This window comes from Leclercia barmai, from assembly GCF_049312895.1.
In the GTDB taxonomy this organism is placed as follows: domain Bacteria; phylum Pseudomonadota; class Gammaproteobacteria; order Enterobacterales; family Enterobacteriaceae; genus Enterobacter; species Enterobacter barmai.
The window spans coordinates 827,767-854,432 of the sequence record NZ_JBMNWZ010000001.1 but is presented as its reverse complement, the minus strand read 5'-3'; the positions used below and the strand labels follow the sequence as shown (position 1 = coordinate 854,432).

Annotated in this window: 23 protein-coding genes and 2 tRNA genes; 10 read left to right on the top strand and 15 right to left on the bottom strand. The window is 55.0% G+C overall.

The features are described 5' to 3' along the window. Positions 1 to 21 precede the first annotated feature (21 nt). From ACOYA6_RS03895 to ACOYA6_RS03885, 3 genes are all read right to left on the bottom strand, one after another. On the bottom strand, positions 22 to 483 hold the full coding sequence (locus tag ACOYA6_RS03895) for a transposase (protein WP_422654076.1): 462 nt from the start codon (positions 481 to 483) through the stop codon (positions 22 to 24). A 135-nt stretch (positions 484 to 618) separates the two neighbouring features. Next, positions 619 to 706 (bottom strand) — tRNA-Ser (locus ACOYA6_RS03890). Positions 707 to 973: 267 nt separating this feature from the next. Next, positions 974 to 2,353, bottom strand: coding sequence for a carbohydrate porin (locus ACOYA6_RS03885; RefSeq protein ID WP_139563899.1), 1,380 nt, complete (start codon positions 2,351 to 2,353; stop codon positions 974 to 976). Between the two features lie 512 nt (positions 2,354 to 2,865). On the opposite strand from ACOYA6_RS03885, the gene ACOYA6_RS03880 reads away from it, so the two are divergent. Both ACOYA6_RS03880 and ACOYA6_RS03875 read left to right on the top strand, forming a co-directional pair. Next, entirely contained in the window at positions 2,866 to 4,305 is a 1,440-nt protein-coding gene (locus ACOYA6_RS03880) for an MFS transporter (RefSeq protein ID WP_171029947.1), read from the top strand. A gap of 64 nt (positions 4,306 to 4,369) precedes the next feature. After that, positions 4,370 to 6,049, top strand: coding sequence for a glycoside hydrolase family 43 protein (locus ACOYA6_RS03875; RefSeq protein WP_422654075.1), 1,680 nt, complete (start codon positions 4,370 to 4,372; stop codon positions 6,047 to 6,049). A gap of 57 nt (positions 6,050 to 6,106) precedes the next feature. Here ACOYA6_RS03875 and ACOYA6_RS03870 read toward each other — a convergent pair whose 3' ends face one another. The 6 genes from ACOYA6_RS03870 to ACOYA6_RS03845 all read right to left on the bottom strand — a co-directional run bounded on the left by ACOYA6_RS03870 (position 6,107) and on the right by ACOYA6_RS03845 (position 14,272). Next, on the bottom strand, positions 6,107 to 8,203 hold the full coding sequence (locus ACOYA6_RS03870; RefSeq protein WP_422654074.1) for a pyrroloquinoline quinone-dependent dehydrogenase: 2,097 nt from the start codon (positions 8,201 to 8,203) through the stop codon (positions 6,107 to 6,109). 10 nt (positions 8,204 to 8,213) lie between these two features. After that, the gene (locus ACOYA6_RS03865) at positions 8,214 to 8,579 is read right to left on the bottom strand and encodes a hypothetical protein (protein ID WP_039029424.1); all 366 of its coding nucleotides are present in this window, start codon (positions 8,577 to 8,579) and stop codon (positions 8,214 to 8,216) included. Between the two features lie 244 nt (positions 8,580 to 8,823). Continuing rightward, positions 8,824 to 10,107: a DUF2254 domain-containing protein gene (locus ACOYA6_RS03860; protein WP_422654073.1), complete on the bottom strand. Its 1,284-nt coding sequence runs from the start codon at positions 10,105 to 10,107 to the stop codon at positions 8,824 to 8,826. A 65-nt stretch (positions 10,108 to 10,172) separates the two neighbouring features. Then, entirely contained in the window at positions 10,173 to 12,170 is a 1,998-nt protein-coding gene (locus ACOYA6_RS03855; protein ID WP_039029426.1) for a BCCT family transporter, read from the bottom strand. A gap of 240 nt (positions 12,171 to 12,410) precedes the next feature. After that, positions 12,411 to 12,498 (bottom strand) — tRNA-Ser (locus ACOYA6_RS03850). 145 nt (positions 12,499 to 12,643) lie between these two features. After that, positions 12,644 to 14,272: an ABC transporter substrate-binding protein gene (locus ACOYA6_RS03845; RefSeq protein WP_422654072.1), complete on the bottom strand. Its 1,629-nt coding sequence runs from the start codon at positions 14,270 to 14,272 to the stop codon at positions 12,644 to 12,646. 267 nt (positions 14,273 to 14,539) lie between these two features. Here ACOYA6_RS03845 and yccA point away from each other — a divergent pair, with 267 nt between their 5' ends. Both yccA and tusE read left to right on the top strand, forming a co-directional pair. Further along, on the top strand, positions 14,540 to 15,199 hold the full coding sequence (gene yccA, locus ACOYA6_RS03840; protein ID WP_039029428.1) for an FtsH protease modulator YccA: 660 nt from the start codon (positions 14,540 to 14,542) through the stop codon (positions 15,197 to 15,199). An 86-nt stretch (positions 15,200 to 15,285) separates the two neighbouring features. Then, positions 15,286 to 15,615, top strand: coding sequence for a sulfurtransferase TusE (gene tusE / locus ACOYA6_RS03835; RefSeq protein WP_032617485.1), 330 nt, complete (start codon positions 15,286 to 15,288; stop codon positions 15,613 to 15,615). On the opposite strand, the gene yccX is transcribed toward tusE, so the two are convergent. From yccX to ACOYA6_RS03820, 3 genes are all read right to left on the bottom strand, one after another. After that, entirely contained in the window at positions 15,612 to 15,893 is a 282-nt protein-coding gene (gene yccX, locus ACOYA6_RS03830) for an acylphosphatase (RefSeq protein ID WP_039029429.1), read from the bottom strand. The two genes, tusE and yccX, sit on opposite strands and share 4 nt — an antisense overlap. A 62-nt stretch (positions 15,894 to 15,955) precedes the next feature. Beyond that, positions 15,956 to 16,744 (bottom strand): helix-turn-helix transcriptional regulator, encoded by a 789-nt coding sequence (locus tag ACOYA6_RS03825; protein ID WP_422654071.1) that lies wholly within the window; start codon positions 16,742 to 16,744, stop codon positions 15,956 to 15,958. A gap of 10 nt (positions 16,745 to 16,754) precedes the next feature. Next, a complete protein-coding gene (locus ACOYA6_RS03820) occupies positions 16,755 to 17,312 on the bottom strand; it encodes a kinase inhibitor (protein ID WP_039029431.1) in 558 nt (185 codons plus the stop codon). A 175-nt stretch (positions 17,313 to 17,487) separates the two neighbouring features. Between ACOYA6_RS03820 and rlmI the strand changes: the two genes are divergently transcribed. Together rlmI and hspQ are read left to right on the top strand one after the other, a co-directional pair. Next, positions 17,488 to 18,678: a 23S rRNA (cytosine(1962)-C(5))-methyltransferase RlmI gene (gene rlmI, locus ACOYA6_RS03815; RefSeq protein ID WP_039029432.1), complete on the top strand. Its 1,191-nt coding sequence runs from the start codon at positions 17,488 to 17,490 to the stop codon at positions 18,676 to 18,678. A 60-nt stretch (positions 18,679 to 18,738) separates the two neighbouring features. Beyond that, a complete protein-coding gene (gene hspQ, locus ACOYA6_RS03810; RefSeq protein WP_422654070.1) occupies positions 18,739 to 19,056 on the top strand; it encodes a heat shock protein HspQ in 318 nt (105 codons plus the stop codon). Positions 19,057 to 19,093: 37 nt separating this feature from the next. On the opposite strand, the gene ACOYA6_RS03805 is transcribed toward hspQ, so the two are convergent. Next, on the bottom strand, positions 19,094 to 19,507 hold the full coding sequence (locus ACOYA6_RS03805; RefSeq protein WP_039029434.1) for a CoA-binding protein: 414 nt from the start codon (positions 19,505 to 19,507) through the stop codon (positions 19,094 to 19,096). A gap of 170 nt (positions 19,508 to 19,677) precedes the next feature. Between ACOYA6_RS03805 and csgI the strand changes: the two genes are divergently transcribed. Then, positions 19,678 to 20,340, top strand: a complete 663-nt coding sequence (csgI, locus tag ACOYA6_RS03800) for a curli synthesis inhibitor (protein WP_039029435.1) — start codon at positions 19,678 to 19,680, stop codon at positions 20,338 to 20,340. Positions 20,341 to 20,419: 79 nt separating this feature from the next. Further along, entirely contained in the window at positions 20,420 to 20,878 is a 459-nt protein-coding gene (gene mgsA, locus ACOYA6_RS03795; RefSeq protein WP_138369416.1) for a methylglyoxal synthase, read from the top strand. 198 nt (positions 20,879 to 21,076) lie between these two features. Here mgsA and helD read toward each other — a convergent pair whose 3' ends face one another. Further along, on the bottom strand, positions 21,077 to 23,131 hold the full coding sequence (gene helD / locus ACOYA6_RS03790; protein ID WP_422654069.1) for a DNA helicase IV: 2,055 nt from the start codon (positions 23,129 to 23,131) through the stop codon (positions 21,077 to 21,079). A gap of 123 nt (positions 23,132 to 23,254) precedes the next feature. On the opposite strand from helD, the gene ACOYA6_RS03785 reads away from it, so the two are divergent. Then, on the top strand, positions 23,255 to 23,701 hold the full coding sequence (locus tag ACOYA6_RS03785; RefSeq protein ID WP_039029438.1) for a YccF domain-containing protein: 447 nt from the start codon (positions 23,255 to 23,257) through the stop codon (positions 23,699 to 23,701). An 18-nt stretch (positions 23,702 to 23,719) separates the two neighbouring features. Continuing rightward, on the top strand, positions 23,720 to 25,855 hold the full coding sequence (yccS, locus tag ACOYA6_RS03780) for a YccS family putative transporter (RefSeq protein WP_422654068.1): 2,136 nt from the start codon (positions 23,720 to 23,722) through the stop codon (positions 25,853 to 25,855). On the opposite strand, the gene ACOYA6_RS03775 is transcribed toward yccS, so the two are convergent. After that, the gene (locus ACOYA6_RS03775; RefSeq protein ID WP_039029440.1) at positions 25,840 to 26,466 is read right to left on the bottom strand and encodes a TfoX/Sxy family DNA transformation protein; all 627 of its coding nucleotides are present in this window, start codon (positions 26,464 to 26,466) and stop codon (positions 25,840 to 25,842) included. The genes yccS and ACOYA6_RS03775 overlap by 16 nt on opposite strands. Positions 26,467 to 26,666: the final 200 nt, after the last annotated feature.

Below are 26,666 nucleotides of genomic sequence, written 5' to 3'. Positions count from 1 at the left end.
CACACGGGTACGCTTTATGCCTCAGCCCCGAAAAACGCCGACAGCAGCTGAGCTAATGATGAAGAGCGTAAACAAAACAACAAAGATCCAGCTAAACAAATAAAATGCATTACTCGCTCCTAATCCTCTGCGAGAGAGAAATACATTATCACCTGAGATAAATAACCCGGACACCTTGCGAAACTGAACAATATAATAAACGCAATAACCCAGCATCAGGAATATGAACAGGACACCAACGACCTTATCAAAAACGATCGCAAGCAGCACGCTAGTGGCGATGATCGCTAAATAGACCACCGCTGCGATCGATTCCATTTTTTTTAGTTTGTTTCTGATAGCACCGTCGTGCAGCTCTTTCCAGCGTCGAAGCGTAGTGATACTGAAACCGTATTGTTCACACAACGCCTTATCAGGCATGCCTTCTTTAGCCTGTCGAAGAAAATCTGCGATTTGCTCCTCTTTAAAACGCTTTCTGCTCATAGAGTCTCTTCCTTCGCAGAACCTGGGCGGGCGTTGCCCTCACCTGAAAAATGAATAACTGAAAAGAGGCGGAGTGAGAAAGGTACAAATTTTAGATACAAAAAAGCCCGTTTTCACGGGCTTTTTTGCAGAATTTGGCGGAAGCGTAGAGATTCGAACTCTAGAACCCTTTCGGGTCGCCGGTTTTCAAGACCGGTGCCTTCAACCGCTCGGCCACGCTTCCAAAGTGAGGCGCACTATAAACATCTCTGCGCGCTATGTAAAGGGGTGAATTGAAGAATTTGATAATGTGATGGTTTTTGCGTCTTTCGCATACCATTGCCGGGTGGCGCTACGCTTACCCGGCCTACAAAACCTTGTAGGCCGGGTAAGCGCAGCGCCGCCGGGCGCAATGGGGGTGTGCGGCCTGATGCCCTCACCCCGCCCCTCTCCCACCGGGAGAGGGCGCAAACACTAAAAACGGCAACCTGGTTGCCGTTTTGCTTTTACCTCAGAACCACGCCTCCCACATCGCGCCGACGTTGAAGTCGTCGAGGGTTTCGTCTTTGGTGTTGTTCACGCGGGCGGTGCGTTCGTTATCCACCTTGCCGCCGGTGACGTAGAAGCGCAGCATCGGGCGGAATTCCGGGCCCATGGCGATGGACATGTTCTGCGACAGGGTCAGCTTCCAGCCCTTGTTGTCGCCGCCGTTGTCGTAATCAACATGCTGCCAGCCCGCTTCCAGCCAGGTGGAGTGCACGTCGTTCCACCAGTGCATCGGGCGCACGATGGCGTTGTAGTTCTTGCGGTTGTCGGTCTTGTCGCGGCTGTTATCAAAGTCGTGGAAGGCCAGAATGTACTCCACCTGGGTCGCCTGGGTGAACTTGTGCAGCCCTTCGAAGCTGGCGTACACCGTGGTCAGATCCTCGGTTTTGTTGAACACGCTGTTGTCCGAGTTATCAGAGTAGCGGGCGATCACCTTGTTCACGCCGCTGTCGTTGGTGTGGCTCAGCACCACGCCGCCCTGCCAGGCGTTGGTCCGCTCTTCGGTGTCGATGGCCTTCGAGTCAAAGCCGTAGTTGGCGTACAGCTCGAGGTCGATCGGGCCGAGCTTCATGCCGTGAATTTTGGAGGTGGCCGCGTAGTTGCCCTTGTCCCCGGTGCCGGAGCCGCCGGTACAGGTGATGCGCGACGGGTTGGCCTCATCGTCCATCACTTCCGGGCTGCAGGATTCGACCGCCGCCACGGTGGCCACGTCAAACTGCACGCCGCCGATGTCGAAGTTCTTTACCCCGGCGCCCTGGCCGTCGTGGTTCATCCAGAAGTAGTCGTTGATGCCCTGCTGCGGACGCTGGTGGAAGTCACGCCCCGCCCAGATATAGGCGTTCGGGTTGGATTCCAGAATGTTGGTCACCCCCGCGTAGGCTTTTTTCAGGTTAACTTCGTCGCCCCAGTGGTCGATCATCACGTTGACGTCCCAGATGGCGCCGTTCTCGCCCTTGAAGGCCTTGGAGAGCTGGAACTCGCCGCCGTTGCCTTCGTTACCCAGACGGCCGATGGCCGAGGCTCCGTTGTAGGAGCCGTCCACCGCCACATACTTCTGATCCGCAGCCTGGAAGTGCGCCCCGTAACGGGCATAGCCGGTAAATTTAATCCCGAACGGGATAGCCATATCCGGGGACTGGGCGGCGCTCTGCGGCTCGTTAATAACGTCGGCTTTTTTCGCCACCGCGGCATCCATTTTCGCCTGGCGTTCTGCCAGGGCTTTATCCACCGCTTTGGCCACAATGGCGTCGATTTGCTCCTGAGTAAATTCTTGTGCGAGGACAGAAATCGGGCAAAGCGCGGCGATAACCGCCATTGTTAATGGAAGTTTTTTAATCATGTTCATGGTTATCTCAATATATTTAAATTTTATTCAGACAATAACCACCCCGTTCCGGATTGACAGAATATGTCGCTATCATCAGAACAAGTTGATTTTTATTTTTATAGGGCCAGAGGTTTTACACAATTATCGTAAGGCTATCTCCTTCTTTGAAACTTATAATGCGCGCTGACTGTTAAAGCGAGAGCGCTCTCAGGTAGCGGCAAGGATCGGCTGAGACATACCCTCTATTTTCCTGGCCTGTTGCTCAATTACGTTATTTCACTATCCGGGTAAGATAATGCTCAAACGTGAACTTCGTCGCAAAATCACCCTTATATTTCCAGCACATTTACACCGCTTCACCAGAGCTATTTTATGGCTTTATATAGAACCTGTGCTCGACGATCACAGAAATAAAAAAACATAATAAATTAATTTAAAAACGTAATGGATCCTCCCTGGCCTCCTGTGTCAGAAAGAGCTTCGCGTTCATAAAACAAATCGGAGATCGGATTAGAATGAGTAAAAACATAATGCATAGCCGGCATGATGAATATCACAAATTATCTCGTGGGGAGCGCATTGGCTATGGAATGGGCGACTTTGCGCAAAACCTGGTCTTTGGCACGATTGGTGGTTTTCTGGCGCTTCACATGTTGACGGTAAATACCATCGGTACCGCGACGGCGGGATTCATCTTTCTTTTTGTACGCATCCTCAATGTTTTTTGGGATCCGATGGTCGGAACCTATGTTGACAAAAGAAGTTCATCGGCAGGGAAATATCGTCCGTGGATTTTAAGAGCCGGCGTTCCGCTCGTTATTCTGTCCGCTTTACTTTTTGCACCTATTCCTGGCGTAAAAGGTTCAGCGCCTTTTGCCTTTATTGTTTATCTGGCTCTGGATCTGGTTTATTCCGTGGTGAACATTCCTTATGGTTCACTAAATGCCTCATTGACCCGGGATCCTGAATCTATCGATAAACTGACCAGTACGCGAATGATGCTGGCCAACAGCGCCAATCTTTTGGTCTATACCCTCTTCCCTATGTTTGTCCAGATGGCCTCGCCCAAGGATCGCAGCCTCAAGGACACCGGGTTCTTTGGCCTTGAGCTCAATATGGGCAACTATACCGATCCCTCAGCGAACTATGCCTGGTTTGGCGTTTACTCGATCTATATGGTCATCGGCGCAGTTGCCCTGTTCATTTGCTATAAATTCACCAAAGAACGCGTTGTGGCTTCAGCAGAGCAGACGGCCAACGTTAAAACCACCGACCTCTTCCTTGAACTCAAAAATAACCGTCCGTTGGTTATTCTTGGGCTGTTTTTCATGCTGGCATTCACATTTATGTTCTTCATGAACACCGTGAATGGCTTTTTCAATCAGTTTGTTGTCGGCCATTCCGAATGGATGGGCGCCGTCGGCCTTGTTGCCTCAATCCCCGGCATTCTGTTCCCCATTTTCTGGCCTAAGCTGAAGAAGATTTTTGGTAAAAAAGGATTCTTCCACATTTTCCTCGGCATGTTTATTGTCGGCGAATTACTGACCTACGTCTGGTCGCGCGAGGGTATGCATGATGCCCTCTGGCTCGCGTATATCGCCACCTTTATCAAGCAGTGGGGCTTAACCTCGGCGACCGGATTCATGTGGGCACTGGTGCCGGAAGTGATCGCTTATGGTGAATTAAAATCAGGCAAGCGCAATGCCGCCATCATCAATGCCATTATGGGGCTCTTTTTCAAAATTGGATTTACTATCGGCGGCGCAATTCCACTCTGGTTACTGGCGGCCTATGGATTTAGCGAAACCGGGGCGCAGCAAAGTGCGAGCGCAATCGACGGCATTATTATCACCGCAGTTTGGATCCCTATTGCTTTAGCTTTTATCTCGATGATCGTCATTCACATTTACCCCATCTCCGATAAACATGTCACCGATATCAATCGCCAGCTTGATGAGATCCGCGTGTAATTTCAAATATGAACTAAAAAGTATTTAAAAATAAAATTCAGAAAACGTTAAAAGGTAGAATGATATGTCGCTTATCCAGAACCCTGTACTGCCTGGTTTTAACCCGGACCCAAGTATTATTCGTGTAGAAGACACCTACTACATCGCCAACTCAACCTTTGAGTGGTTCCCTGGCGTGCGTCTGCATGAATCAAAAGACCTAAAAAACTGGGATCTTCTGCCCAGCCCATTATCAACGACAGCGCTTTTAGATATGAAAGGAAATCCCTCTTCCGGTGGGATTTGGGCACCGGCGCTCTCTTACGCCGATGGCAAATTCTGGCTGGTGTACACGGACGTGAAAATCACCGAAGGTGCCTTCAAGGACATGAAAAACTACCTGACCACCGCCACCGATATTCGGGGTCCCTGGTCCGATCCTGTCAAACTTAACGGTGTCGGTTTCGATGCCTCACTCTTCCACGACGACGATGGGCGTAAATATCTGGTTCAACAAACCTGGGACCATCGCGAGTACCATCATCCCTTCAACGGCATCACGTTAACTGAGCTGAATACCGAGACGCTAAAATTAAAACCAGAGACAGCGCGAACGATTTACCGGGGCACCGCCGTTGCACTGGTTGAGGGGCCACATCTTTATAAACTGAACGGCTATTACTATCTTTTCGCCGCTCAGGGGGGGACGGTGTTCACCCACCAGGAGGTGGTTGCCCGTTCAAAAACTTTAGAGGCCGATAGCTTTGAAACCGAGCCAGGAGAGGTCTTCCTGACGAACGTCGATACTCCGTACAGCTATATTCAGAAACAGGGTCATGGTGCGTTAGTTTCCACCCCTGGCGGTGAATGGTATTACGCCTCGCTCTGCGCACGGCCGTGGAATCGCCCGGGCGAGTCAGCCTACGATCCCCGGGGCTGGTCAACCCTGGGCCGTGAAACTTCGATTCAGAAAGTGTACTGGGATGAAGCGGGCTGGCCACGCATTGAAGGCGGCCATGGGGGTAAAACCTTTGTCGAAGGCCCTGCCGATGCTATTTACACCGAAAGCGCACAAGATCATAGCCAGCGCGATGATTTTAACACTGCGACGCTCGATATTAACTGGAATACGCTTCGCGTGCCGTTCACCGAAAAAATGGGCACAACGGGCGACGGAAAACTGACGTTAAACGGCCAGGGTTCTTTAGCCAATACTCACGATCTTTCGCTGATTGCCCGCCGCTGGCAAGCCTTCTATTTTGATGCTCAGGTTAAAGTTAAATTCAATCCATTTAGCTATCAGCAGATGGCTGGCCTAACGAATTATTATAACGATCGTCACTGGAGTTTCGTATTCATTACCTGGAATGAAATAAACGGTGCCGTTATCGAAATAGGGGAAAATAACCGCGGTAGATATACCTCTTACCTGAAAGATAACGCGATCAAAATTCCGCAGGGAACAGAATACGTCTGGTTCCGCTCGAAAGTTCGTAAGGAAACCTATACCTACGAATACAGCTTTGATGGCGTCACGTTCATCGAGATCCCCGTCAAACTGGATGCCGCCGTTCTCTCAGATGATTATGTCCTGCAAAGCTATGGCGGGTTCTTTACCGGGGCATTCGTGGGCCTCGCGGTCGTCGATTACTCGGGGTACGATGCCAGCGCAGATTTTTATGATTTCGTCTATCAGGAACTGGGCGATACGTTGACCGCAAACGGCGAGTATAGCTGGGACGCAAGCGAATCCCGGTTTAATTAAAGACTGACAAAAAAGGGGCCCGCGGGCCCCATTACAGTGATATTGCGCTTTGTGGAACTATTCAGGCAGCGCGTAAACCACAACCTGGTCGCCCACCTGATCCTTCAGGATAGTGTTCCCGCCCGCGACAAAAGCCACATACTGACGGCCTTTATATTCATAGACTGACGGGTTGGCAACCGCCGGGGCTTCAGCCTGATCGGACCACAGCTCTTCCCCGCTCTCCACCGAGTAAGCGCGTACTTTGGCATCCATAGAGGCACCGATGAAGATCACCCCACCCGCGGTGATCGCCGGGCCGCCGATGGTTGGCGAGCCCCAGCTTTCCGGCATAAAGAAGCCGTATTGCTGCGAAGCCCCCACCGGACGGCGCCACTTCACGTCACCGGTATGCATATCCAGCGCGACAATCTCACCAAAAGGTGGCTTCCAGCACGGCATGCCCAGCCAGTTATTGGCCACCAGGAGACGCATACCGTACGGCGCGCCTTCCTGCGGCGCAAAACCACTCTCGTTGCCGGAGTCTTTATCGGCCTTATCGTAATCTTCACGGCTGTAGAGCTTCACGTACTGCACGATATGTGAGGTATTGACGATAGCGATCTGCTTATTCGGATCGAACGCCACCCCGCCCCACTGCACGCCACCGGCGCTGTCGGGATAGGTCAGCGCGCCTTCGCCTTTGGTGGTCGGTGGGGTGTACATGCCCTCATAGGTCAGATTATCCCACAGGCGTGAGCACTGACCGGCCCCGACCATATCGGCCAGTTTCCAGATCTCCGGCTTTTTCGACTGATCGAGCAGCGGCGCAGGCTTCGTCGGGAACGGCTGGGTTGGCGAAAGTTTTTCACCCTGTACAGAACCGTCGCCCTGCGGGACCGGACGCTCTTCGATAGGCCAGACGTCCTCTCCGGTCAGGCGGTTAACCACAAACAGGAAGCCCTGCTTGGTGGCCTGAATCAGCGCCGGGATCTGCTTGCCATCAACGGTGATATCCATCAGCGTTGGCGCGGAGTTGATATCGTAATCCCAGACGTCATGATGCACCCACTGGCGGGACCAGACCACTTTACCGGTATTGATGTCCAGCGCGGTTGTCGAGGTGCCAAGCGGGATCGCGTCGACACGGTTACCGCCCCAGTAGTTAGGTGACGGAGAGGAAACAGGGAGATAGACCAGACCGTTGGCTTCGTCGGCGGACATGTGCGTCCAGACGTTAGCGGTCCCCGTGCGTTGGCGGATTTCGGCTGGAATCGCCTCAAAGGACCATTCCCGCTCGCCGGTCTGGGCGTTGATGGAAAATACGGTGCCCGGAGGCGCTTCGGCATAGGCCCAGTCTTTACCAGCCCAGCCCACCAGCAGATGGTTACCCACCACCGTCGGCGGCTGCAGGATGGAGAGCGGGAACTTGGCGTTCACCGTGTTCCACTGGTTTACGTTCAGCACGCCGTTATCCGCAAAGTTGCTGCACGGCTTGCCGGAGTCGGCGTCAAGGGCGAAGAGCTTACCGTCAACGGTGCCCATATAGACGATCTTCTGGCAGGCTTCGCCGGCGACCGGATTTTTAGCCTGCCAGTAAGAGACACCGCGGTTCTTCAGCACCGGTTGGGTCAGTGCCTTGCGCGGCGATTTGGTGTCATAGTGCCACTTCTCTTTCCCGGTGCCCGGGTCGAGCGCAATCAGGCGATCGAAAGGGGTGCCGATGTAGAGCGTGTCGTTGGCGAAGATGGGCGTGGCTGACCAGACGGTCGCCGGGGTATCGCCTTTACCATCCGATACATCGCCGGTATGAAACTCCCAGACTTTTTTTAATTTTCCGACGTTCTCTGCGGTGATCTGGGTCAGCGGGCTGTATTTCTGGGCATTAAGCTGCCCGTGGAAGCTGTCCCAGGTGGCGGTGGAAGGCACAAGCGGCGTCCCCGGATGCTCTGCCGAGGTCACGGACTGCCCTTCACTTTTTCCGCTTGCGGCGTCATCGGTGGTTTTGGTGGTGCCCGGCGCCTGCTGGTCGGCCGCATCCACGTTGAGCTCTTCCTGCGTTCCCTGAGAGGCCTCAGCGGCTTTATCCTGCGCATGCAGTGAGAGTGGCGCGATCAGCAGTGCCAGCGCTGTCATGCTGACTTTCATTAACGGGTAGTGTTTATCGTTATGCACGGGTGGCTCCTCAGGCTCTGACGCGGGGATGGTGGTGAACGGAAGTGCTGCTCAGCATAATCAGACCAATCAGGCCGACCACCATGGCTGCCGTTATGATGTACTGGTGCAGCAGCGCGGCTGCAAAACCCGTACCAGCCAGAACCACAAGAGTGACAATAATCAGGAATATACGCCCGCCGCGACCGGATGCGGCACGCAGTATAAAGGTCAGTACCGCCAGCACGGCGCAGGCTATGGCGACGCCCAGCGCACCAATGGTACCGGTGACGCCGGTAAGGGGCGTCAGCCAGGCGTATAACGCCACCGCGAAGCCAATGACCGCAGCCAGCAACAGCAAAATGCTGCCGGTACGGGAGGGATGAGAATGCAACATACCAGGAAGTCCCCTATCAAAAATAAAAATGAGCCAATATGTCCTGTTCCCGGATGGATGCGGCTGTTGTGTGCATGGGCAATAGCTAAAAACTCAGGCAGTTAAGGAAAACAGCGGCATAGATCACTGAACGTTACTGAGTATAGAAGAAGGTTTTTAAAGGGGACGCTCAAACGCCTGAAAGCCTGGCAGTAACCAGGCGTAAAGCACGCATTGTTAACCGGGGATGGCAGCAAGACGACGTTCAGCTCTGCACGTCACGAGGAGATCCCGCCTCCGGAAACAAAGCGTGACAGGCCGCTCTCAGCCGTTGTTTATCTGACGCAATATAGGGCGTGATTTCTATGCGCTCTTTCATCTCCTCGACCATGCCCGCTGCGGCTGAGCCAAAGCGTTCGGGCCAGCCGCAGCTCAGCATGCTGAGGCTTTTCAGCACTCTCAGCTGTATTTCCCGCATCGCCGCGCCGTCGCGCGCGATGGGTGAAAAAAAGTCTTCCATCAGGTCGCAGTCCCGCAGAGGTGCCACGTGAACGGCAGGGAATTTCACCTCGCTCCCGGTGCTGGCGTGGCGGGCATATTCAGATAGTACCCGCACCCCGCGGCCGATAACGTCAATGGCGGTTCCGGGATCGTTCACCGCGGGCGAAAGTGCGCGGCAGGCAATTTCCGCCAGCACGCAAAGGCAAAAACGGGGGTCCTGATTAAAGGAGCGCACGTCAGACACGCGAACTGCTGACAGGATCGCTGAACTGAGTGCCGCGTCTACGCTATCGGTCACGTAGATCAGGGGCCGGGAAGGATGAACGAAGCTGCCCGGTTGCGCCACCAGATAGACATGCAACGAACTGTCGGACAGCAGCGCCTGAAGCCTGTCGACGTCAATATATTCAACGTATCCAATATCCCGGGGAAAAAGAGCGGTGGTGCCTTTTGGCTGCGTGTCGCTTTCAGGCCAGGGAAAGCCGCCGAGACAGGGGTTTTTGGCGCGTTCAATAAAGGTTTCTAACGCCGCATCCTCCACTTTTTTGGTTGTCTCGCCGACGCGGCCAAGGGAAGTCAGATGCTGGATCCAGCGCAGCAGCGTTAACAGAATCAGCGCAATAACGATCAGGGTGACGAAAAATAGAATCACCCGCCCCCGTTCCCCGTATGCGCCCATATTCAGGGCGATGATCCCTACCAGGCTGAACAGAAACGAGCCGATAAAGGTGGCCAGTACGTTTTGGGTAGTGACATCTTCGACAACGAGGCGCGTGGCCCTGGGGGTAACATTTGTTGTCGCTGACCCGTAGGCGGAGACCATAATGCTGAGGGAAAAGGTGGTCACCGCCAGCATGCTTGAAGCGAGGATATTGAGGATGTTGTCTACCGCTTCGGCGCCCACCTTGACCGATAAGGACTCCGGGATCATCGCCTTAAAGACGATAGATAGCAGCGCGGTGATAATGGCTGCAATGGCGAACAGCGTTGCCCTGAACCAGAGTTTTTTAAAGACCTGTGCCAGTATCCACCGCCAGCGCGACATCATCGTTGACCTCTCTTCGTAAGTTGCAGGGCAAAAAAAATGCCGCCAGGGTTGGCGGCACCGGAAGATTAACGAACCAGATGCAGGAAGTGCAGATGCTTTTCGTACTGGTCCAGAATGTCGTTGATCAGCTGTTCCTGAGTCCAGCTCATGACATCGTAATCCTGTCCCCCCTCTTTGAGGTAGACTTCTGCACGGTAGTATCTGTGCTGCTCCGCTTGCTGTTCGTCGTTATCGATAGCCGCCAGGGCGAAAGTCGGCGAGTTATAGCCACGCAGCCTGACTTCATAGAGAAAGTTCAGCTCATTGCCTAAATCCACTTCCAGACGAAGACGATCGTCCGGCACATCGCTGATTCGGCTCACCGTGCCCTGCTTTTGCAACTCCTCCTGAACCAGCGTCATCGCCGGTTGGATCACCTCATCCATAAAGCGTTTCACCAGGGAGCGCTTCGGCAGATAGGCGATATTACGTAAACGCCGCTGCCACGGAATTGGATTGCGGGCTGCGGTGGGCGCGATAGTCGCCATACTCAGGCTTTCGCGCTTGGTTAAATCACGACGTAGCGCCTTCAACAGCCCGTAGATGGAGATAAGCAGGATGACGGAAAACGGTAACGCGCTGGCAATGGTGACCGTTTGCAGCGCGCTTAGCCCACCTGCAAGGAGCAGCGCAATCGCCACCACCCCCATCAGCGCGGCCCAGAAAATGCGCTGCCAGACGGGCGTATTCGGCTCGCCGCCGGACGCCAGCGTATCCACCACCATTGCACCCGAGTCGGCTGAGGTGACAAAGAAGACAATGACCATCGCCATGGCGATAAACGACAGTATGGATGAGAACGGGAAGTGCTCGAGGAAATTGAACAGCGCCAGCGCCACATCCTGCTGCACCGTGTTCGCCAGATCGGTTGCCCCCTGGCTCATGATGAGATAAATCGCGCTATTGCCGAAAACGGTCATCCACATCAGGGTGAAACCCGCAGGGACAAAGAGCACGCCGGTCACGAATTCACGAATGGTTCTGCCGCGGGAGACTCGGGCAATAAACATCCCGACAAAGGGCGACCAGGAGAGCCACCAGCCCCAGTACAGCAGCGTCCAGCCTCCCAGCCAGTTGCTGGATTTTGGCTCGTAGGCGTAAAGGTTGAACGTCTTACTTACCAGTTCAGAGAGATAGCCGCCCGTGTTTTCAACGAAAGATTTCAGCAGCAGGACGGTAGGCCCCAGGCACAACACCAGCGCCAACAGCAGCAAGGCCAGACCCAGATTAATCTCGGACAGGATGCGGATGCCTTTATCCAGCCCGGAGACCACGGAAATGGTCGCCATACCGGTGATGACGACGATCAGGATCACCTGCACCGTTTCATTGACCGGCACACCGAAGAGATGATTAAGCCCGGCATTCACCTGCAATACGCCATAGCCCAGCGAGGTCGCCACCCCAAAAACGGTGCCGATAACGGCAAAAATATCGACGGCGTGGCCTATCGGCCCATAAATTTTGTCACCGATGATAGGATAGAGCGCCGAGCGCAACGTCAGCGGCAGGCCGTGGCGGTAGCTGAAAAAGGCGAGGATCAACGCAACAATGGCATAGATAGCCCAGGCGTGAAGCCCCCAGTGGAAGAAGGTTAGCCGCATTGCTTCTTTGGCAGCGGCAACGGTCTCGGGGGTGCCTACCGGCGGAGAGAGATAGTGCATGACCGGCTCGGCGACGCCGAAGAACATCAGGCCTATCCCCATCCCTGCGGAAAACAGCATGGCAAACCAGGAGTGATAACTGAAATCGGGCTGGGCATGGTCGGGACCCAGCTTGATATCGCCGTAGCGAGACAAACCAAGAAACGTCACGCTCAGTAATATCAGCGCGACCGCCAGGATGTAGAACCAGCTGGCGTTAGTGAATATCTGCTGCTGCAGCAGTTTGAAATTTTTGTCGGCAACGTCAGGGAAAATCGCTGCAAATGCAACGAGAAGGAAAATTAACAAAGCAGATGTATAGAAGACCGCTTTGTTAATCTTGCTTGTGGACTGCTTTGGGATGGGGGTATTTTCACTCATATGTTATGTATTCCATTAAAACTGAAACCGCTCCGGATGAGAGGAATCATCTCTTTCAGCTTAGCAAAACGAGTCTGCTTGTGCAGTTGATGATGGCAGAGTTACTTTTTTATGCTCCTGAGTTTTCTGGGGTTAATTTTATTCAGTACGGGTCTGAATCTGGCTGACATTACGTTATTCTTTGGTAACAAAGATAAAAGAAAAAGCCCCGCGATATTGCTATCGCAGGGCTTTCAAATTTGGCGGAAGCGTAGAGATTCGAACTCTAGAACCCTTTCGGGTCGCCGGTTTTCAAGACCGGTGCCTTCAACCGCTCGGCCACGCTTCCTAAGTGAGGCGAACTATAAACACCTCCGTGTGCGCTGTAAAGTATGAACCCAATCGTTCGCCTGAAAAATAGCCAAAACCTGTTTAATCGGTTGAATAGACAACGCATTGGCCATTTTCTCAGCACCGGATCTCAGTAATGACCCTTAGTGCTTTTTGATGTACATATCCTTTGTGAAGTAGTACCCGAGCTTATCCGGCGTAAATCCGCCTACCCACGGCTTCACCAGGTGGGTACGCACGTAGTGATAGACCGGGATCGCCGGAACATCCCGCGCCAGCAGATCTTCCGCCTGCTGGTAGAATGCTCCGCGCTCGGCGGTGGTTTTGGCTTTGGCGGCGTTGACCAGCGCTTCGTCATAGGCCGGATTGCTGTACTGGCTGGTGTTCTCGCTGTCGCCGGTGCGGAAGTTGTTCAGGAAGGTCGCCGCATCGTCGTAATCGGCAATCCAGGCGTAGCGTACGGCATCAAAGTTGTGGGTGTGCATGGTATCCAGCATCGTTTTCCACTCCTGGTTTTGCAGCTTCGCCTCTACCCCAAGGTTTTTCTTCCACATTGAGCTGACGGCGATGGCAATACGCTGGTGTGATTCCGAGGTGTTATAGAGCAGATTAAAGCTCAGCGGATGGCCCTCGTTAAAGCCCGCTTCGGTCAGCAGCTTTTTCGCCTCAGCGATGCGTTTATCCATCGGCCAGCTGGCGTAATCCGGATTTTTTATTTGCACTCCGCCGATATCCGGCTGGCTAATGACCCACGCCGGACGCTGCCCCTGCCCCAGCACTTTCCCGGCAATAATGTCTTTATCCAGGGCCATGTTCAGCGCCTTACGCACGCGCGGATCGTTAAAAGGCGGACGGGTGGTGTTGAATTCGTAGTAGTAGGTTGCCAGCTGCGGTGAGACATCTACTTCTTTACCCAGCGTCTTTTGCAGCTGGGCAAACTGGTTGATCGGCAGGGTGTAGGCAATATCGATCTCCCCCGCCTTGTAGCGGTTAACATCGGCGGCTTCAGAAGTGATCGGCAGATACGTCACCTTGTTGATGATGGTATGGGCGTTGTCCCAGTAGCGCGGGTTGCGCTCGGCGATGATCCGCTCGTTGACCACCCACTGGCTGAGCTTATAGGCGCCGCTGCTGACAAAGTGCTCCGGTTTCGTCCACTTATCGCCATAGCGGCCAATCAGGACCTTATCCACCGGCACCAGCGACGGGTGCGCCAGCATGGCCAGGAACGCCGCGTTGGGCTGGGTCAGCGTCACTTCAAGCGTGGTGTCGTTCAGCGCCTTCACGCCCATGGTGTCGGGGGCCTTTTTGCCCTGGGCGATATCGGCGGCGTTAACCACGTGCATATTGCCCGGATAGCTGGCGTACGGCGAGGCGGTTTTCGGATCCACCAGCCGCTGCCAGCTCCAGACCACGTCCTGGGCGGTAATGGCCGTGCCGTCGCTCCAGGTAATGCCCGGGCGCAAATGGAAGGTCCAGACGGTGTTGTCCTTGTTCTCCCATTTCTCGGCCAGCCGCGGCTGGATCTCCCCCTGCGGCGAGACGCTGACCAGCCCGTCGAACAAATCGCTGATAATATTGAATTCGACATCGCTTTCGACTTTATGCGGATCGAGCGATGCCGGCTCATTGCCATTATTCCTGACCAGTTCCTGCTTCTCAGCCAGCTCGGTTCCTGCCGGCACGCTGGCTGCAAACGCCGTTGCGCTTGCGCACAGGATGCCTGCTGTCAGCAAAGAGAGGGTAAATGTTACTTGTGATGAGGGTTTCATGTCCTTCGCCTTATAGTTTAGTTTTGACGATGCAAAATAACTCTTAGCGCTGCGGCTGGAATAAGGCAATATATTTCAGTGACCTATAAGAGCTTGATCTGATTAATCCTGACAAACCGGGGTTCATTCTGCGTTAGAGGCGTTATGGAACACATCATGCTATATCGAGGCCTAAGACGTTGAGTAAAGATGGGTAAAATCACTTTGTAACCGGCGCGTCGTTTTCTATTCTTGCCGTTAATTACATCTGTCATAAGAGAGTGACTCATGGATCGTATTATTAGTTCTTCACGCGACCGCACATCGCTACTCAGCACCCACAAGGTGCTGCGCAATACTTACTTTATGCTCAGCCTGACGCTGGCCTTCTCCGCGCTGACGGCAACTGCCAGCACCGTGCTGATGCTGCCGTCACCGGGGCTGATCCTCACCCTGGTCGGCATGTATGGTCTGATGTTCCTGACCTACAAAACCGCGGATAAGCCGGTAGGCATTTTGTCCGCCTTCGCATTCACCGGTTTCCTGGGCTACATCCTGGGGCCAATGCTTAACACCTACCTGTCTGCCGGTATGGGCGACCTGATCGGCCTGGCGCTGGGTGGTACGGCTGCGGTGTTCTTCTGCTGTTCAGCCTACGTTCTGACCACCCGCAAAGACATGTCTTTCCTCGGCGGGATGCTGATGGCGGGCATCGTCGTGGTGCTGATCGGTATGGTTGCAAATATCTTCCTGCAGCTGCCAGCTCTGCACCTGGCTATCAGCGCCGTGTTCATCCTGATCTCCTCCGGGGCGATCCTGATGGAAACCAGCAACATCATTCATGGCGGCGAGACCAACTACATCCGCGCCACCGTGAGCCTGTATGTGTCGCTGTATAACATCTTCGTCAGCCTGCTGAGCATCCTGGGCTTTGCGAGCCGCGATTAACCGACAGTGCTGTATAACGAGCCCCGCTTATGCGGGGCTTTCTTTTTTGGTAAACTGCCGCGGTTTTCGATAAACCCGTGATGATTATGCTGAACTTTGAAGGTAAAGAGATTGAGACCGATAGCGAAGGCTATCTGAAAGAGACCAGCCAGTGGAGCGAAGGGCTGGCGGCTGTGATTGCCGAAAAAGAGTCTATCGCCCTGACGCCAGAGCACTGGGAAGTGGTGCGCTTCGTGCGTGATTTCTATCTGGAATTTAACACCTCCCCCGCCATCCGCATGCTGGTGAAAGCAATGGCCAATAAGTACGGCGAGGAGAAAGGCAACAGCCGCTATCTTTACCGCCTGTTCCCGAAAGGCCCGGCAAAACAGGCGACCAAAATCGCCGGTCTGCCTAAGCCCGTGAAGTGCATTTAATAGCGAATACCGAAATTCACGTATTCCCGGCCGGGTTGATGCGGTTCTGAGAGAACCTTTTCGACCCGGGCGATGCGTGGCCCGCCCGCCTTAAGCCAGTCGAGCAGTTTATCGACCTGCTCCGCCTCCCCGCACGCCACCACCTCGACGCTTCCGTCATCCATGTTGCGCGCGTAACCGGTCAGCCCCAGCTCAGTGGCTTCACGCTGCGTGCTGTATCGAAAGCCAACCCCCTGAACCGTGCCGTGAACCCACGCGATGATGCAGACTTTTGCCATACTCCTTCCCCTTATCCATGCCTGGCTCTGAACCCAAAGAATAGCAAATTATGGCCGGAGAATTAGCGCAGCGTTTTGGGTAAACAGCCGTAATGCTGACGAAAACGGGCCGTAAATCGGGAGCTGGAAAGATACCCGCACTGCATGGCGATCTCGCCAATGGGCAGACGGGTCGACTGCAGCTGAGAGAGCGCAACCGCCATACGCACCTCCTCCACGATCTGGCGAAAGCTTTGCGACTCTTCCCGTAAGCGTCGGCGTAAGGTCGGCACGCTTAAGGCCAGACGACTGGCCACATCATGAGCAGTCCATGCCCGGGCGGGCGCCAGCATAATGAAATGCCGCACCTGCTCGGTAAGATTGATATTTCGCTCGATCAACAGCGGACCGGCCACCCCATCATGCAGCAGCGCCAGCAGGAGCCCGAAGGCCTGGTATTTTTGCAGCTCATCCGAAAAATTATGCCGCACCGCATGCAGCAGGTTGCCCCACATGAAAGCGAGTCCTTCGCTGAGCGGAGCACAGAGTGAGTCCGTTTTTGCGCGCGGCCAGGATTGCAGATAACGCGTTTTAAACTCGGCGATGAGGTCGGGGGATAACAGCAGCAGATCGGAATGAAACACGTCCTGTGCAGGCTGATTGATAATCTCCATCGGGGTGTTCGCCGGAATGATAATGAGCTCATCCGGCGTCGCCACTAAGCGCCTCTCATCCTGGATAATCACCTTACTGCCGTGCGTAATGTGACAGATGGCCGGGTAGAAGAGCTTTACGTGGTGCAGGCGATGCATTTTGCTGGCATTGACCTCAGCCGCTGTCAGATGGTTATGTTGAAAATGAAACTCCTGCACCGGGCCACCTTTATCGTGCGTATGTTGCGGTTAATTGTGCTTTCGCGAGCATGTGGCTGTTGAGCATAAAGCCAACCAGTGCCCCGCTGGCGTTGCCGTCGAGCGGCAGTTTTTCCACATTCAGCGCCCAGACGGTGAACTGATAAGGGTGCGGTTTATCCCCTTCAGGCGGACATGCCCCGCCGAAGCCAGCATAACCGAAATCATTACGTCCCTGCACCGCTCCCGCCGGTAATTTATCGCTGTTCGTTTTCCCGGCACCTGAAGGCAGGCTCTGCGTCTTAGCGGGAATGTTGACCAGCGTCCAGTGCCACCAGCCGCTGCCGGTGGGTGCGTCAGGATCGTAGGCGGTAATGGCGAAGCTTTTTGTGCCTGCGGGTGGATTTTGCCAGGCCAACTGTGGCGAGGCATTGCCCCCCTGGCAGCCGAACCCGGCAAAGACCTGCTGTTGCGTTAAGGGGTGACCGTTGGCGATATCCTGGCTGCTGAGGCTAAACGGCAGGGCTGCAGAAACCGTAAAACTGATTGTCGCCAGGGCGCTGACGGCGATGGCAATATGCTTTTTCATTGTTGTCTCCTTTTGCTGAACCGGAAACCACACTGTAAAGCCTGCGACACACTCATAATGTGCCTGACCGATTTTAAAATGTGCCGAAACGCTCAATAGTGTCCGCAGATGATTGCCACTGGCCATCTGTGCTACTCTACGCGCCATTTCCCTGGAATCGACAGAACAGAAAATTATGAGTGTACGTTTAGTGTTAGCCAAAGGGCGCGAGAAGTCATTGCTGCGCCGCCATCCCTGGGTCTTCTCCGGCGCGGTTGCCCGCATAGAAGGCAAAGCCAGCCTCGGTGAAACCATCGATATCGTTGACCACCAGGGGAAATGGTTAGCGCGCGGCGCATACTCGCCTGCCTCGCAGATCCGTGCCCGCGTCTGGACGTTTGATAAAGATGAATCCATCGACATCGACTTCTTTGTCCGCCGCCTGCAGCAGGCGCAGCAGTGGCGCGACTGGCTGGCAAAACGCGACGGGCTGGACAGCTATCGTCTGATCGCCGGCGAATCCGACGGTCTGCCGGGCGTGACCATCGACCGTTTCGGCAGCTTCCTGGTGCTGCAGCTGTTAAGCGCGGGTGCTGAGTATCAGCGTGCGGCGTTAATTAGCGCCCTGCAGACGCTGTTCCCCGAGTGCGCCATTTACGATCGCAGCGACGTTGCGGTGCGTAAAAAAGAGGGGATGGAGCTGACCCAGGGTCCGGTGACGGGCGAACTGCCGCCTGCCCTGCTGCCTATCGAAGAGCACGGCATGAAGCTGCTGGTGGATATTCAGGGCGGCCATAAAACCGGTTACTACCTCGATCAGCGCGACAGCCGCCTGGCAACCCGCCAGTACGTTGCCGACAAACGCGTTCTGAACTGCTTCTCCTACACCGGCGGCTTTGCGGTTTCGGCCCTGATGGGCGGCTGCAGCCAGGTGGTGAGCGTCGATACCTCACAGGAAGCGCTGGACGTGGCGAAGCAGAACGTTGAGCTGAACCAGCTGGATCTGAGCAAAGCGGAATTTGTCCGCGACGACGTCTTCAAACTGCTGCGCAAATACCGCGACCAGGGTGAAAAGTTTGACGTGATTGTGATGGATCCGCCAAAGTTCGTGGAAAACAAGAACCAGCTGATGGGCGCCTGTCGTGGGTATAAAGACATCAACATGCTGGCGATCCAGCTGCTTAACCCGGGCGGCGTGCTGCTGACCTTCTCCTGCTCGGGCCTGATGACCACCGAATTATTCCAGAAAATTATCGCAGATGCCGCTGTAGATGCTGGGCGTGATGTACAATTTATAGAGCAGTTCCGTCAGGCGGCCGATCATCCGGTGATCGCTACCTATCCGGAAGGGCTGTATCTGAAAGGATTTGCCTGTCGCATCATGTAACTTGAAAAGTGGAATGTTGCCCACACCTATAGTGTAAGTAACGTTTCCCGGGAGGTGACTATGATTGCCAGCAAATTCGGTATCGGCCAGCAGGTCCGCCACTCCCTGTTAGGTTATCTGGGCGTGGTCGTGGATATCGACCCGGAATATTCCCTCGACGAACCGTCAGCGGATGAGCTGGCGGTGAACGCAGAACTCCGCGCCGCGCCCTGGTACCACGTGGTCATGGAAGATGACGACGGACAGGCCGTGCATACCTATCTTGCCGAAGCCCAGTTAAGTGGCGAACAGCAGGATGAACACCCAGAGCAGCCATCTATGGATGAACTGGCGCAAACGATCCGCAGACAGTTACAGGCTCCGCGCCTGCGCAACTAATGAAAACCCGGTAGCCGACGGCTGACCGGGTTTTTTATTACTTCGCCATCCCCAGGCGGGGGATCTCAATGGCCGGACAGCGGTCCATCACTACATTCATGCCCGCATCGCGCGCCAGAACCGCCGCCTGTTCATTAATCACCCCGAGCTGTAACCAAAGTGTTTTTGCCCCGACCGCAATTGCCTCCTGAGCAACACCCCAGGCCGCTTCGGAATTGCGGAACACGTCCACCATATCAATTTTTTCCGGCACTTCCGCCAGGGTGCCGTATCCCTGCTGGCCCAGCAACGTTTTACCTGCCACTTTTGGCGAAACCGGGATCACGTGGTAGCCCTGATCGAGCAGGTATTTCATCACCCTGTAGCTCGGGCGATCCGGCTTGTCGCTTGCCCCCACCAGCGCAATGGTACGGGTGGTAGTAAGGATGTCAGCGATATCGTTCTCTTTCATTTATGTCCTCCTGGCTCGTTCAATCTGGGTATCAATGCCGTTACAGCAACTGCCATCCCATACGTCTGCATGAGGGCAAATTGCCGGGATATGTCTATATGTTAGTAAATATGATTAGCGAAAAATTTTGATACATTATTCATGACGCATGTCTTTTAAGAGGGCTCTCTATGAAAACCGGCATTGCCTGGAGTCTGTTTGCGCTGCTCATGCCGGTTTGCGTTTTTGCCACAACGCTGCGGCTCTCTACGGACATCGACCTGCTGGTATTGGATGGCAAAAAAGTTTCCAGTTCCCTGCTGCGCGGTGCGGACAGTATTGAGCTGGATAACGGCCCGCATCAGATCGTCTTCCGGGTAGAAAAAACCATTCGCCTTGGCAATCACGAGGAGCGGGTCTATATCTCTCCTCCCCTTGTCGCCAGCTTCAACACCCAGCGCATCAGTCAGGTTAATTTTAGCCTTCCACGGCTGGAAACAGAAAAAGAGTCACAACTTTTTGATAAATCACCGCAAATCGAGTTGCTGGATGGCGACGCGACCCCGATCCCGGTGAAGCTGGATATTCTGGCGCTCACCGATACGCCGAACGGCGTGAATTACGAATATGATACCGAGCGCTATAACAAAGCAGGGCAGAGCGCCTCGCTGCCGCAGTTTTCAACCACCATGGCGGATGACAGTACGCTGTTATCCGGGGTGTCTGAGCTGGACATGCCGCCGCCGCAATCCCAGAGCATGACGGAGCAGCGTCTCAAATACTGGTTTGCCCAGGCCGATCCTGAAACCCGAAGCCGTTTCCTGCAATGGGCGAAGCAACAACCCTCGTCCTGAGCCGCATTTTTTCTCCCTTTCTCTTGCAGCGTCAGGTGCTTCCAGTAATCTGTAACCAGTTAACTAACGGATAGAGATTATGGAATCCACAACCCGCACACTGCCGGAACGAAAACATATCGCCCTGGTGGCGCACGATCACTGCAAACAGATGCTGCTCAACTGGGTTCAGCGTCATCAATCCCTGCTGGAAAAACATCAGCTGTCGGCCACCGGGACCACCGGCAACCTGATTCATCGCGAGACCGGACTTGAAGTGAATGCCATGCTGAGCGGTCCGATGGGCGGCGATCAGCAGGTCGGCGCACAGATTTCGGAAGGTAAGATTGATGTGCTGATCTTCTTCTGGGACCCGCTCAATGCGGTGCCGCACGATCCGGATGTAAAAGCCCTGCTGCGTCTGGCAACGGTGTGGAATATTCCGGTCGCCACTAACCTGTCTACGGCTGACTTTATTATCGAGTCTCCGCAGTTCAACTCTCCGGTCGAGATCCTGATCCCGGACTATCAGCGCTATCTGGCTGAACGTCTGAAGTAAAAGTGGGCATCGCCGGGTGGCGGCTCCGCCTTACCCGGCCTACAAAACCCCAAACCGCACGCCCCGTAGGCCCGGTAAGCAAAGCGCCACCGGGCAACAAACCGCACATCCCGTAGGCCCGGTAAGCGAAGCGCCACCGGGCAACAGACCGCACGCCCCGTAGGCCCGGTAAGCGAAGCGCCACCGGGCAAAACAACGCTAGGGTTTGCGTGCCACCGGAACATCAATTTCTTTGAGGATATCGACAAAGCGTGATGGCTGCTCTTTGTTGAACAGCAACCAGACCCGGTGACGAGCACGGGTGATAGCCACGTAGAGTAATCGCCGCTCCTCGGCGTCGGGAAAATCTTCCACCACTGGCAGCAGGGCCTGCTCCATGACCGATTCCCGGGCAGGTGCCGGGAAACCATCGCTCCCTTCCTGCAATCCCACCACAATGACATAGTCCGCCTGCTGGCCCTTGCTGGCGTGAATGGTCATAAAATCCAGCTGAAGTTTCGGCCAGCGGGTCGCGGCTTTCTCCAGGCTGGCGGGCTTCAGGTGGTGATAACGCGCCAGCACCAGAATACGCTCATCCGCCCGGGCGTAACCGCTCAGCTTATCCAGCAGGGCATCGAGCTGATCCTCTGCCAGCAGCGTAACCGCTTTCTTGTCGCCAGCCGACAGACTGTTCAGCGGTTTTGCCAGCTGATGCGGGTTCTGCTGGATAAACCGGTTGGCGATCTCACCGATCCGGTTATTGAAACGGTAGGTGGTGTCCAGATCGCAGCGATCCCCTTCGCCAAAGTAATGATGAAACGCCGTCGTCAGCGACAGTTGCGCACCACTGAAACGGTAGATCGCCTGCCAGTCATCCCCCACGGCAAACAAAGTGGTGTACTTGTTTTGCGCCCGCAGCGCCGCCAGCAACGCCGCGCGTTGAGGAGAGATATCCTGAAACTCATCCACCAGAATGTGTTTCCACGGGCTGATAAAGCGACCTTTCTCCAGAATAACGATCGCCTGATGGATCAACCCGGAAAAGTCGACGGCGTTCTCCGCCTTGAGGGCGGCTTTCCACGCCTTAAGCAGCGGAGCCATTAACTTGACCCGCTTTGAGAACAGGGCCCGCACCTCTTCCGGCGCGCCGGCAATCATCTCGGCCTGCGCGCCACCGTGCATACGCATCAGGCTCACCCAGCGATCGAGCCGGGGTGCCAGTCGGCGCGCCAGCTTTTCGTTTTGCCAGAAACTGCCCTCCGGCACGCTCCAGTCAAGCTCCTCTTCGAGCCACTGTCGCCAGCCTTTGGCCTGGGCTTTTTTCTCGCTGCACTGCTGCTGCCAGGCGTCGATGAAAATCTTCTGCCGCGCCACGGTGTCATTTTCAAGCTCGCTGACCACCGGCACCTTTTTGCTGCCCTGCTGGATGATATGCAGGGCCAGGGAGTGGAAGGTCCTCGCGGTGATGTCGCGGGTATGCAGTCGCGCCTCGATTCGCTCATCCATCTCCTGAGCCGCCTTACGCCCAAACGCCAGGAGCAATATTTGCTCGGGAGCGGCTTCATTGCGGGCCAGCAGCCAGCCTGCCCGCGCCACCAGCACCGAGGTTTTTCCGCTACCGGCCCCCGCCAGCACCAGCAGCGACTGTTCGCCATTGACCACCGCCCGGGCCTGGGCCGGGTTCAATGGGGATGACTCAATACTGGCAAAAAAATCGGCATACTGGCTGAGCATGGTGTCAGTCCACGCCTGATTGTGCGCCAGCCGGCTCTGGTCAATGTCCTGTAGCCAGGCCTGACACTGACGCCAGGCTTCACGGCAGTTATCAAACTCGTCGAGCCGCGAGACGGATAACGGCAAGGCCTGCAACGCCTGGCGGATTTTTTGCTGAAGGCCGAGCGTTTTTTCCCGCGTCAGCCAGCTGTTTTGCTCATTCGTGGCGGCAATGTCATTCAGCGCGTTTTGCAGCACCTGTGCCGCAACCTCACTCATTTCAGCACTCCATTGCTGCCAGAGCGTGTTCAGATGGCGGTGAAAACGCTGGGTTTCCGCCCACTCGGTGCCATGCAGCCGCACCACTTTTTCGTCTGTCAGCACAAACTCCAGCTCGCCCCAGACCAGGCCGCGCTTACAGTGAATTGCTAACAGCTGATTGAAGGGGATGAGATATTCGTGACGTTCACCCGAGACTTTAACCCCGGCATTGAGCAGAACGACTTTGTCGTACGGATGTTGTGCCAGGCGTTTGCCTAACGATGTTGCTTTCAGTTCCATGTCCAGCCTGATCCACGACGTGAATAATTGCATAACAGTTTAACTGCCAGTTTTCAGGTGCTCCAGCGCAAAAAAACGTTACAATCATCAGGGCTTCAACATTACGGAAAGAATTGAGGTTTTATGCGTACCATTCTGAATATTTTGAATTTTGTGTTGGGTGGTTTTGCCACCACTCTCTCCTGGCTGCTGGCGACGCTGGTCAGCGTGGTCCTGATATTCACCCTTCCGCTAACCCGCTCCTGCTGGGAAATTACCAAACTCTCGCTGGTCCCATACGGCAACGAAGCGGTTCACGTAGACGAACTGGAGCCTGGCAATAAAAGCGCGCTGATGAACACCGGCGGAACGCTGCTCAATATTCTGTGGCTGATCTTTTTCGGCTGGTGGCTGTGTCTGATGCACATTGCGGCGGGGATCGCCCAGTGCCTGACGCTTATCGGCATCCCCGTCGGGATCGCCAATTTCAAAATTGCCGCCATCGCCCTGTGGCCTGTCGGACGCCGGGTTGTCCCGGTGGAAGTGGCCCGCGCCGCGCGGGAAGCTAATGCCCGCCGTCGTTTTCCGTAACAAGGACCCCGCGCGCACATGCTAAGCCCACTGCTTCGCCGCTACACCCTGAACAGCGCCTGGCTCTACAATGTCAGGATCTTTATTGCCCTGTGTGGCAGTACCGCCCTGCCCTGGTGGTTGGGCGACGTGAAGCTGACCATCCCCCTGACGCTGGGGGTGGTTGCCGGCGCGCTGGCCGATCTGGATGACCGCCTTACCGGTCGGCTGCGCAATCTGGTCATCACCCTGATCTGCTTTTTTATCGCCTCGGCGTCGGTGGAGCTGCTCTTCCCATGGCCTTGGCTTTTTGCGATTGGGCTGATGCTCTCCACCAGCGTGTTTATTCTGCTCGGTGGGCTAGGCCAGCGCTACGCCACCATCGCTTTCGGCGCATTGCTTATTGCCATCTACACCATGCTGGGGGTATCGCTGTACGACCAGTGGTATCAACAGCCGTTGCTGCTGTTGCTGGGCGCGGTCTGGTATAACCTGCTGACGCTGGCCGGGCATCTCATATTTCCCATTCGCCCGCTGCAGGACAATCTGGCCCGCAGCTATGAGCAGTTGGCCCATTACCTTGAGTTAAAGTCCCGGCTGTTCGATCCGGATATCGAAGGTGACGGCCAGGGGCCGCTGTACGATCTGGCGCTGGCGAACGGGCAACTGGTGACAACCTTAAACCAGACCAAGGCCTCGTTACTTACCCGCCTGCGCGGCGATCGCGGTCAGCGCGGCACCCGCCGGACCCTGCACTATTACTTTGTGGCGCAGGATATCCACGAGCGCGCCAGCTCATCGCATATTCAGTACGCCGATCTTCGCGAGAAATTTCGCTACAGCGACGTAATGTTTCGCTTCCAGCGTCTGTTGTCCATGCAGTCGCAGGCCTGCCACCAGCTGTCGCGCTCTATCCTGCTGCGTACCCCTTATCAGCACGATCCGCGATTTGAACGGGCGTTTACCCATCTCGATGCGGCCCTCGACAGGGTTCAGGCCAGCGGTACCTCTGCCGAGCAGATGAAAGCGCTGGGCTTTTTGTTGAATAACCTGCGCGCCATTGATGCCCAGCTCGCCACCATCGAATCCGAACAGGCGCTGGCTACACCCGGTAATGATGTGGAAAATCAGCTTGCGGACGACAGCCTGCATGGTTTTAGCGATATGTGGCTGCGTTTGAGCCGCAACTTTTCCCCGGAATCGGCGCTGTTTCGCCATGCGGTAAGGATGTCCGTGGTGCTCTGCATTGGCTATGCTTTTATACAGATAACCGGCCTGGACCATGGCTACTGGATCCTGCTCACCAGCCTGTTTGTCTGTCAGCCCAACTACAACGCCACCCGGCATCGTCTGGCGCTGCGTATTATCGGCACTCTGGTGGGGGTCGCCATCGGGTTACCCATCCTTTACTTTGTCCCCTCGCTGGAAGGACAGCTGATCTTAATTGTGATCACCGGCGTGCTGTTCTTCGCCTTTCGCAACGTGCAGTATGCGCACGCCACGATGTTTATCACCCTGCTGGTGCTGCTCTGTTTCAACCTGCTCGGGGAAGGCTTTGAAGTTGCCCTGCCGCGCGTCATTGATACCCTGATTGGCTGCGCCATCGCCTGGGCTGCGGTAAGCTTTATCTGGCCGGACTGGCGGTTCCGTAATCTGCCCCGCGTGCTGGATCAGGCCATGAACGCCAACTGCCGTTATCTTGATGCTATCCTGGAGCAGTATCATCAGGGGCGTGATAACCGCCTGGCGTATCGTATCGCACGACGTGACGCCTATAACCGCGACGCGGAGCTGGCGTCTGTGGTGTCGAATATGTCTACGGAACCGAGGGCAACAGCGGAAACCCGGGAAGTCGCGTTCCGTCTGCTGTGCCTGAACCATACGTTTACCAGCTATATCGCCGCACTGGGCGCACACCGAGAGCGGCTCACCAGCCCCGCAATCCTCGGATTACTGGACGATGCTGTCTGCTACGTTGATGATGCGCTACATCAACGCCCCGCGGATGAGCCTCGTGTTCAGCAGGCCTTAACCGAACTGGCGCAACGCATTTCACATATCGAGCCGGGAGCCGAGAGCAAAGCGCCTCTGGTTCTGCAGCAAATCGGTCTGCTTATCGCGTTGCTGCCAGAAATTTGTCGATTACAGCAGCACGTTAATCAACTGCCGGAGTGAGCACTGCTCTCTGCCGGCAGTCTTTTGTACCACTCCACCAGCTCCCGGCGTCTTATCTCCGGGAGCGCTGCGACGTGTAATCCGGTGATTGCCCCCTCCAGCGCAAACAGCACCTTGTAACTCAGGTGCTTGTTGAGCGCCCTGATCTTGAGCCAGCACTGTTCAGCCCCCAGCGTGCGTAATGCCTCTTCGGTGGTGATACCCGCCTCAAACAGCAGGATTTCGAGTTGAAAGGTGAGATTGGGTAAATCTTTCAGGCGCTCGCGTTTGTAGCGTTCACAGCGTTCCCGCCGCGCAGCTTCCAGGGCAAACGAGGAGAGTTGCAGCAATTTCTCCTGATCCTGCCAGAGCCCTTCATCGACGCGATAATAATTCAACAAAACGGGCCGCCCCCGCTTCACCAGCGACAGAAAAGAAGAGGCATGCTTTACACAGTAAGACGCGCTCTCTTCGCAGGCACGCAGATACAACTCCCCCTCCGACACCATGGCAAAAACCGTGTCATCAACCGCCAGGGTGTATCCGCCAAACAGGGCGCGATAATGAACTTCGCCGAGGGGTGAAAGATATTTTGCAGATTGATAGATCCGTTCATAAGATAATTTTTTCATGATATTTCCCTTTTAAATCATGGCGTAATGGTTGAGTCGAGTATTAACGGATCCGTTAGCCAGAAAATAGGTAACTTACGATCGAACGGCAAGGTGAATTTTCAATACGCCTGAATTACAAACCAAATTTGCGAGGAGCTTTCCGAAAATGAGGTTGATCTTTAGTCGCACAGGGGTTACTGTATATCCATACAGTAACT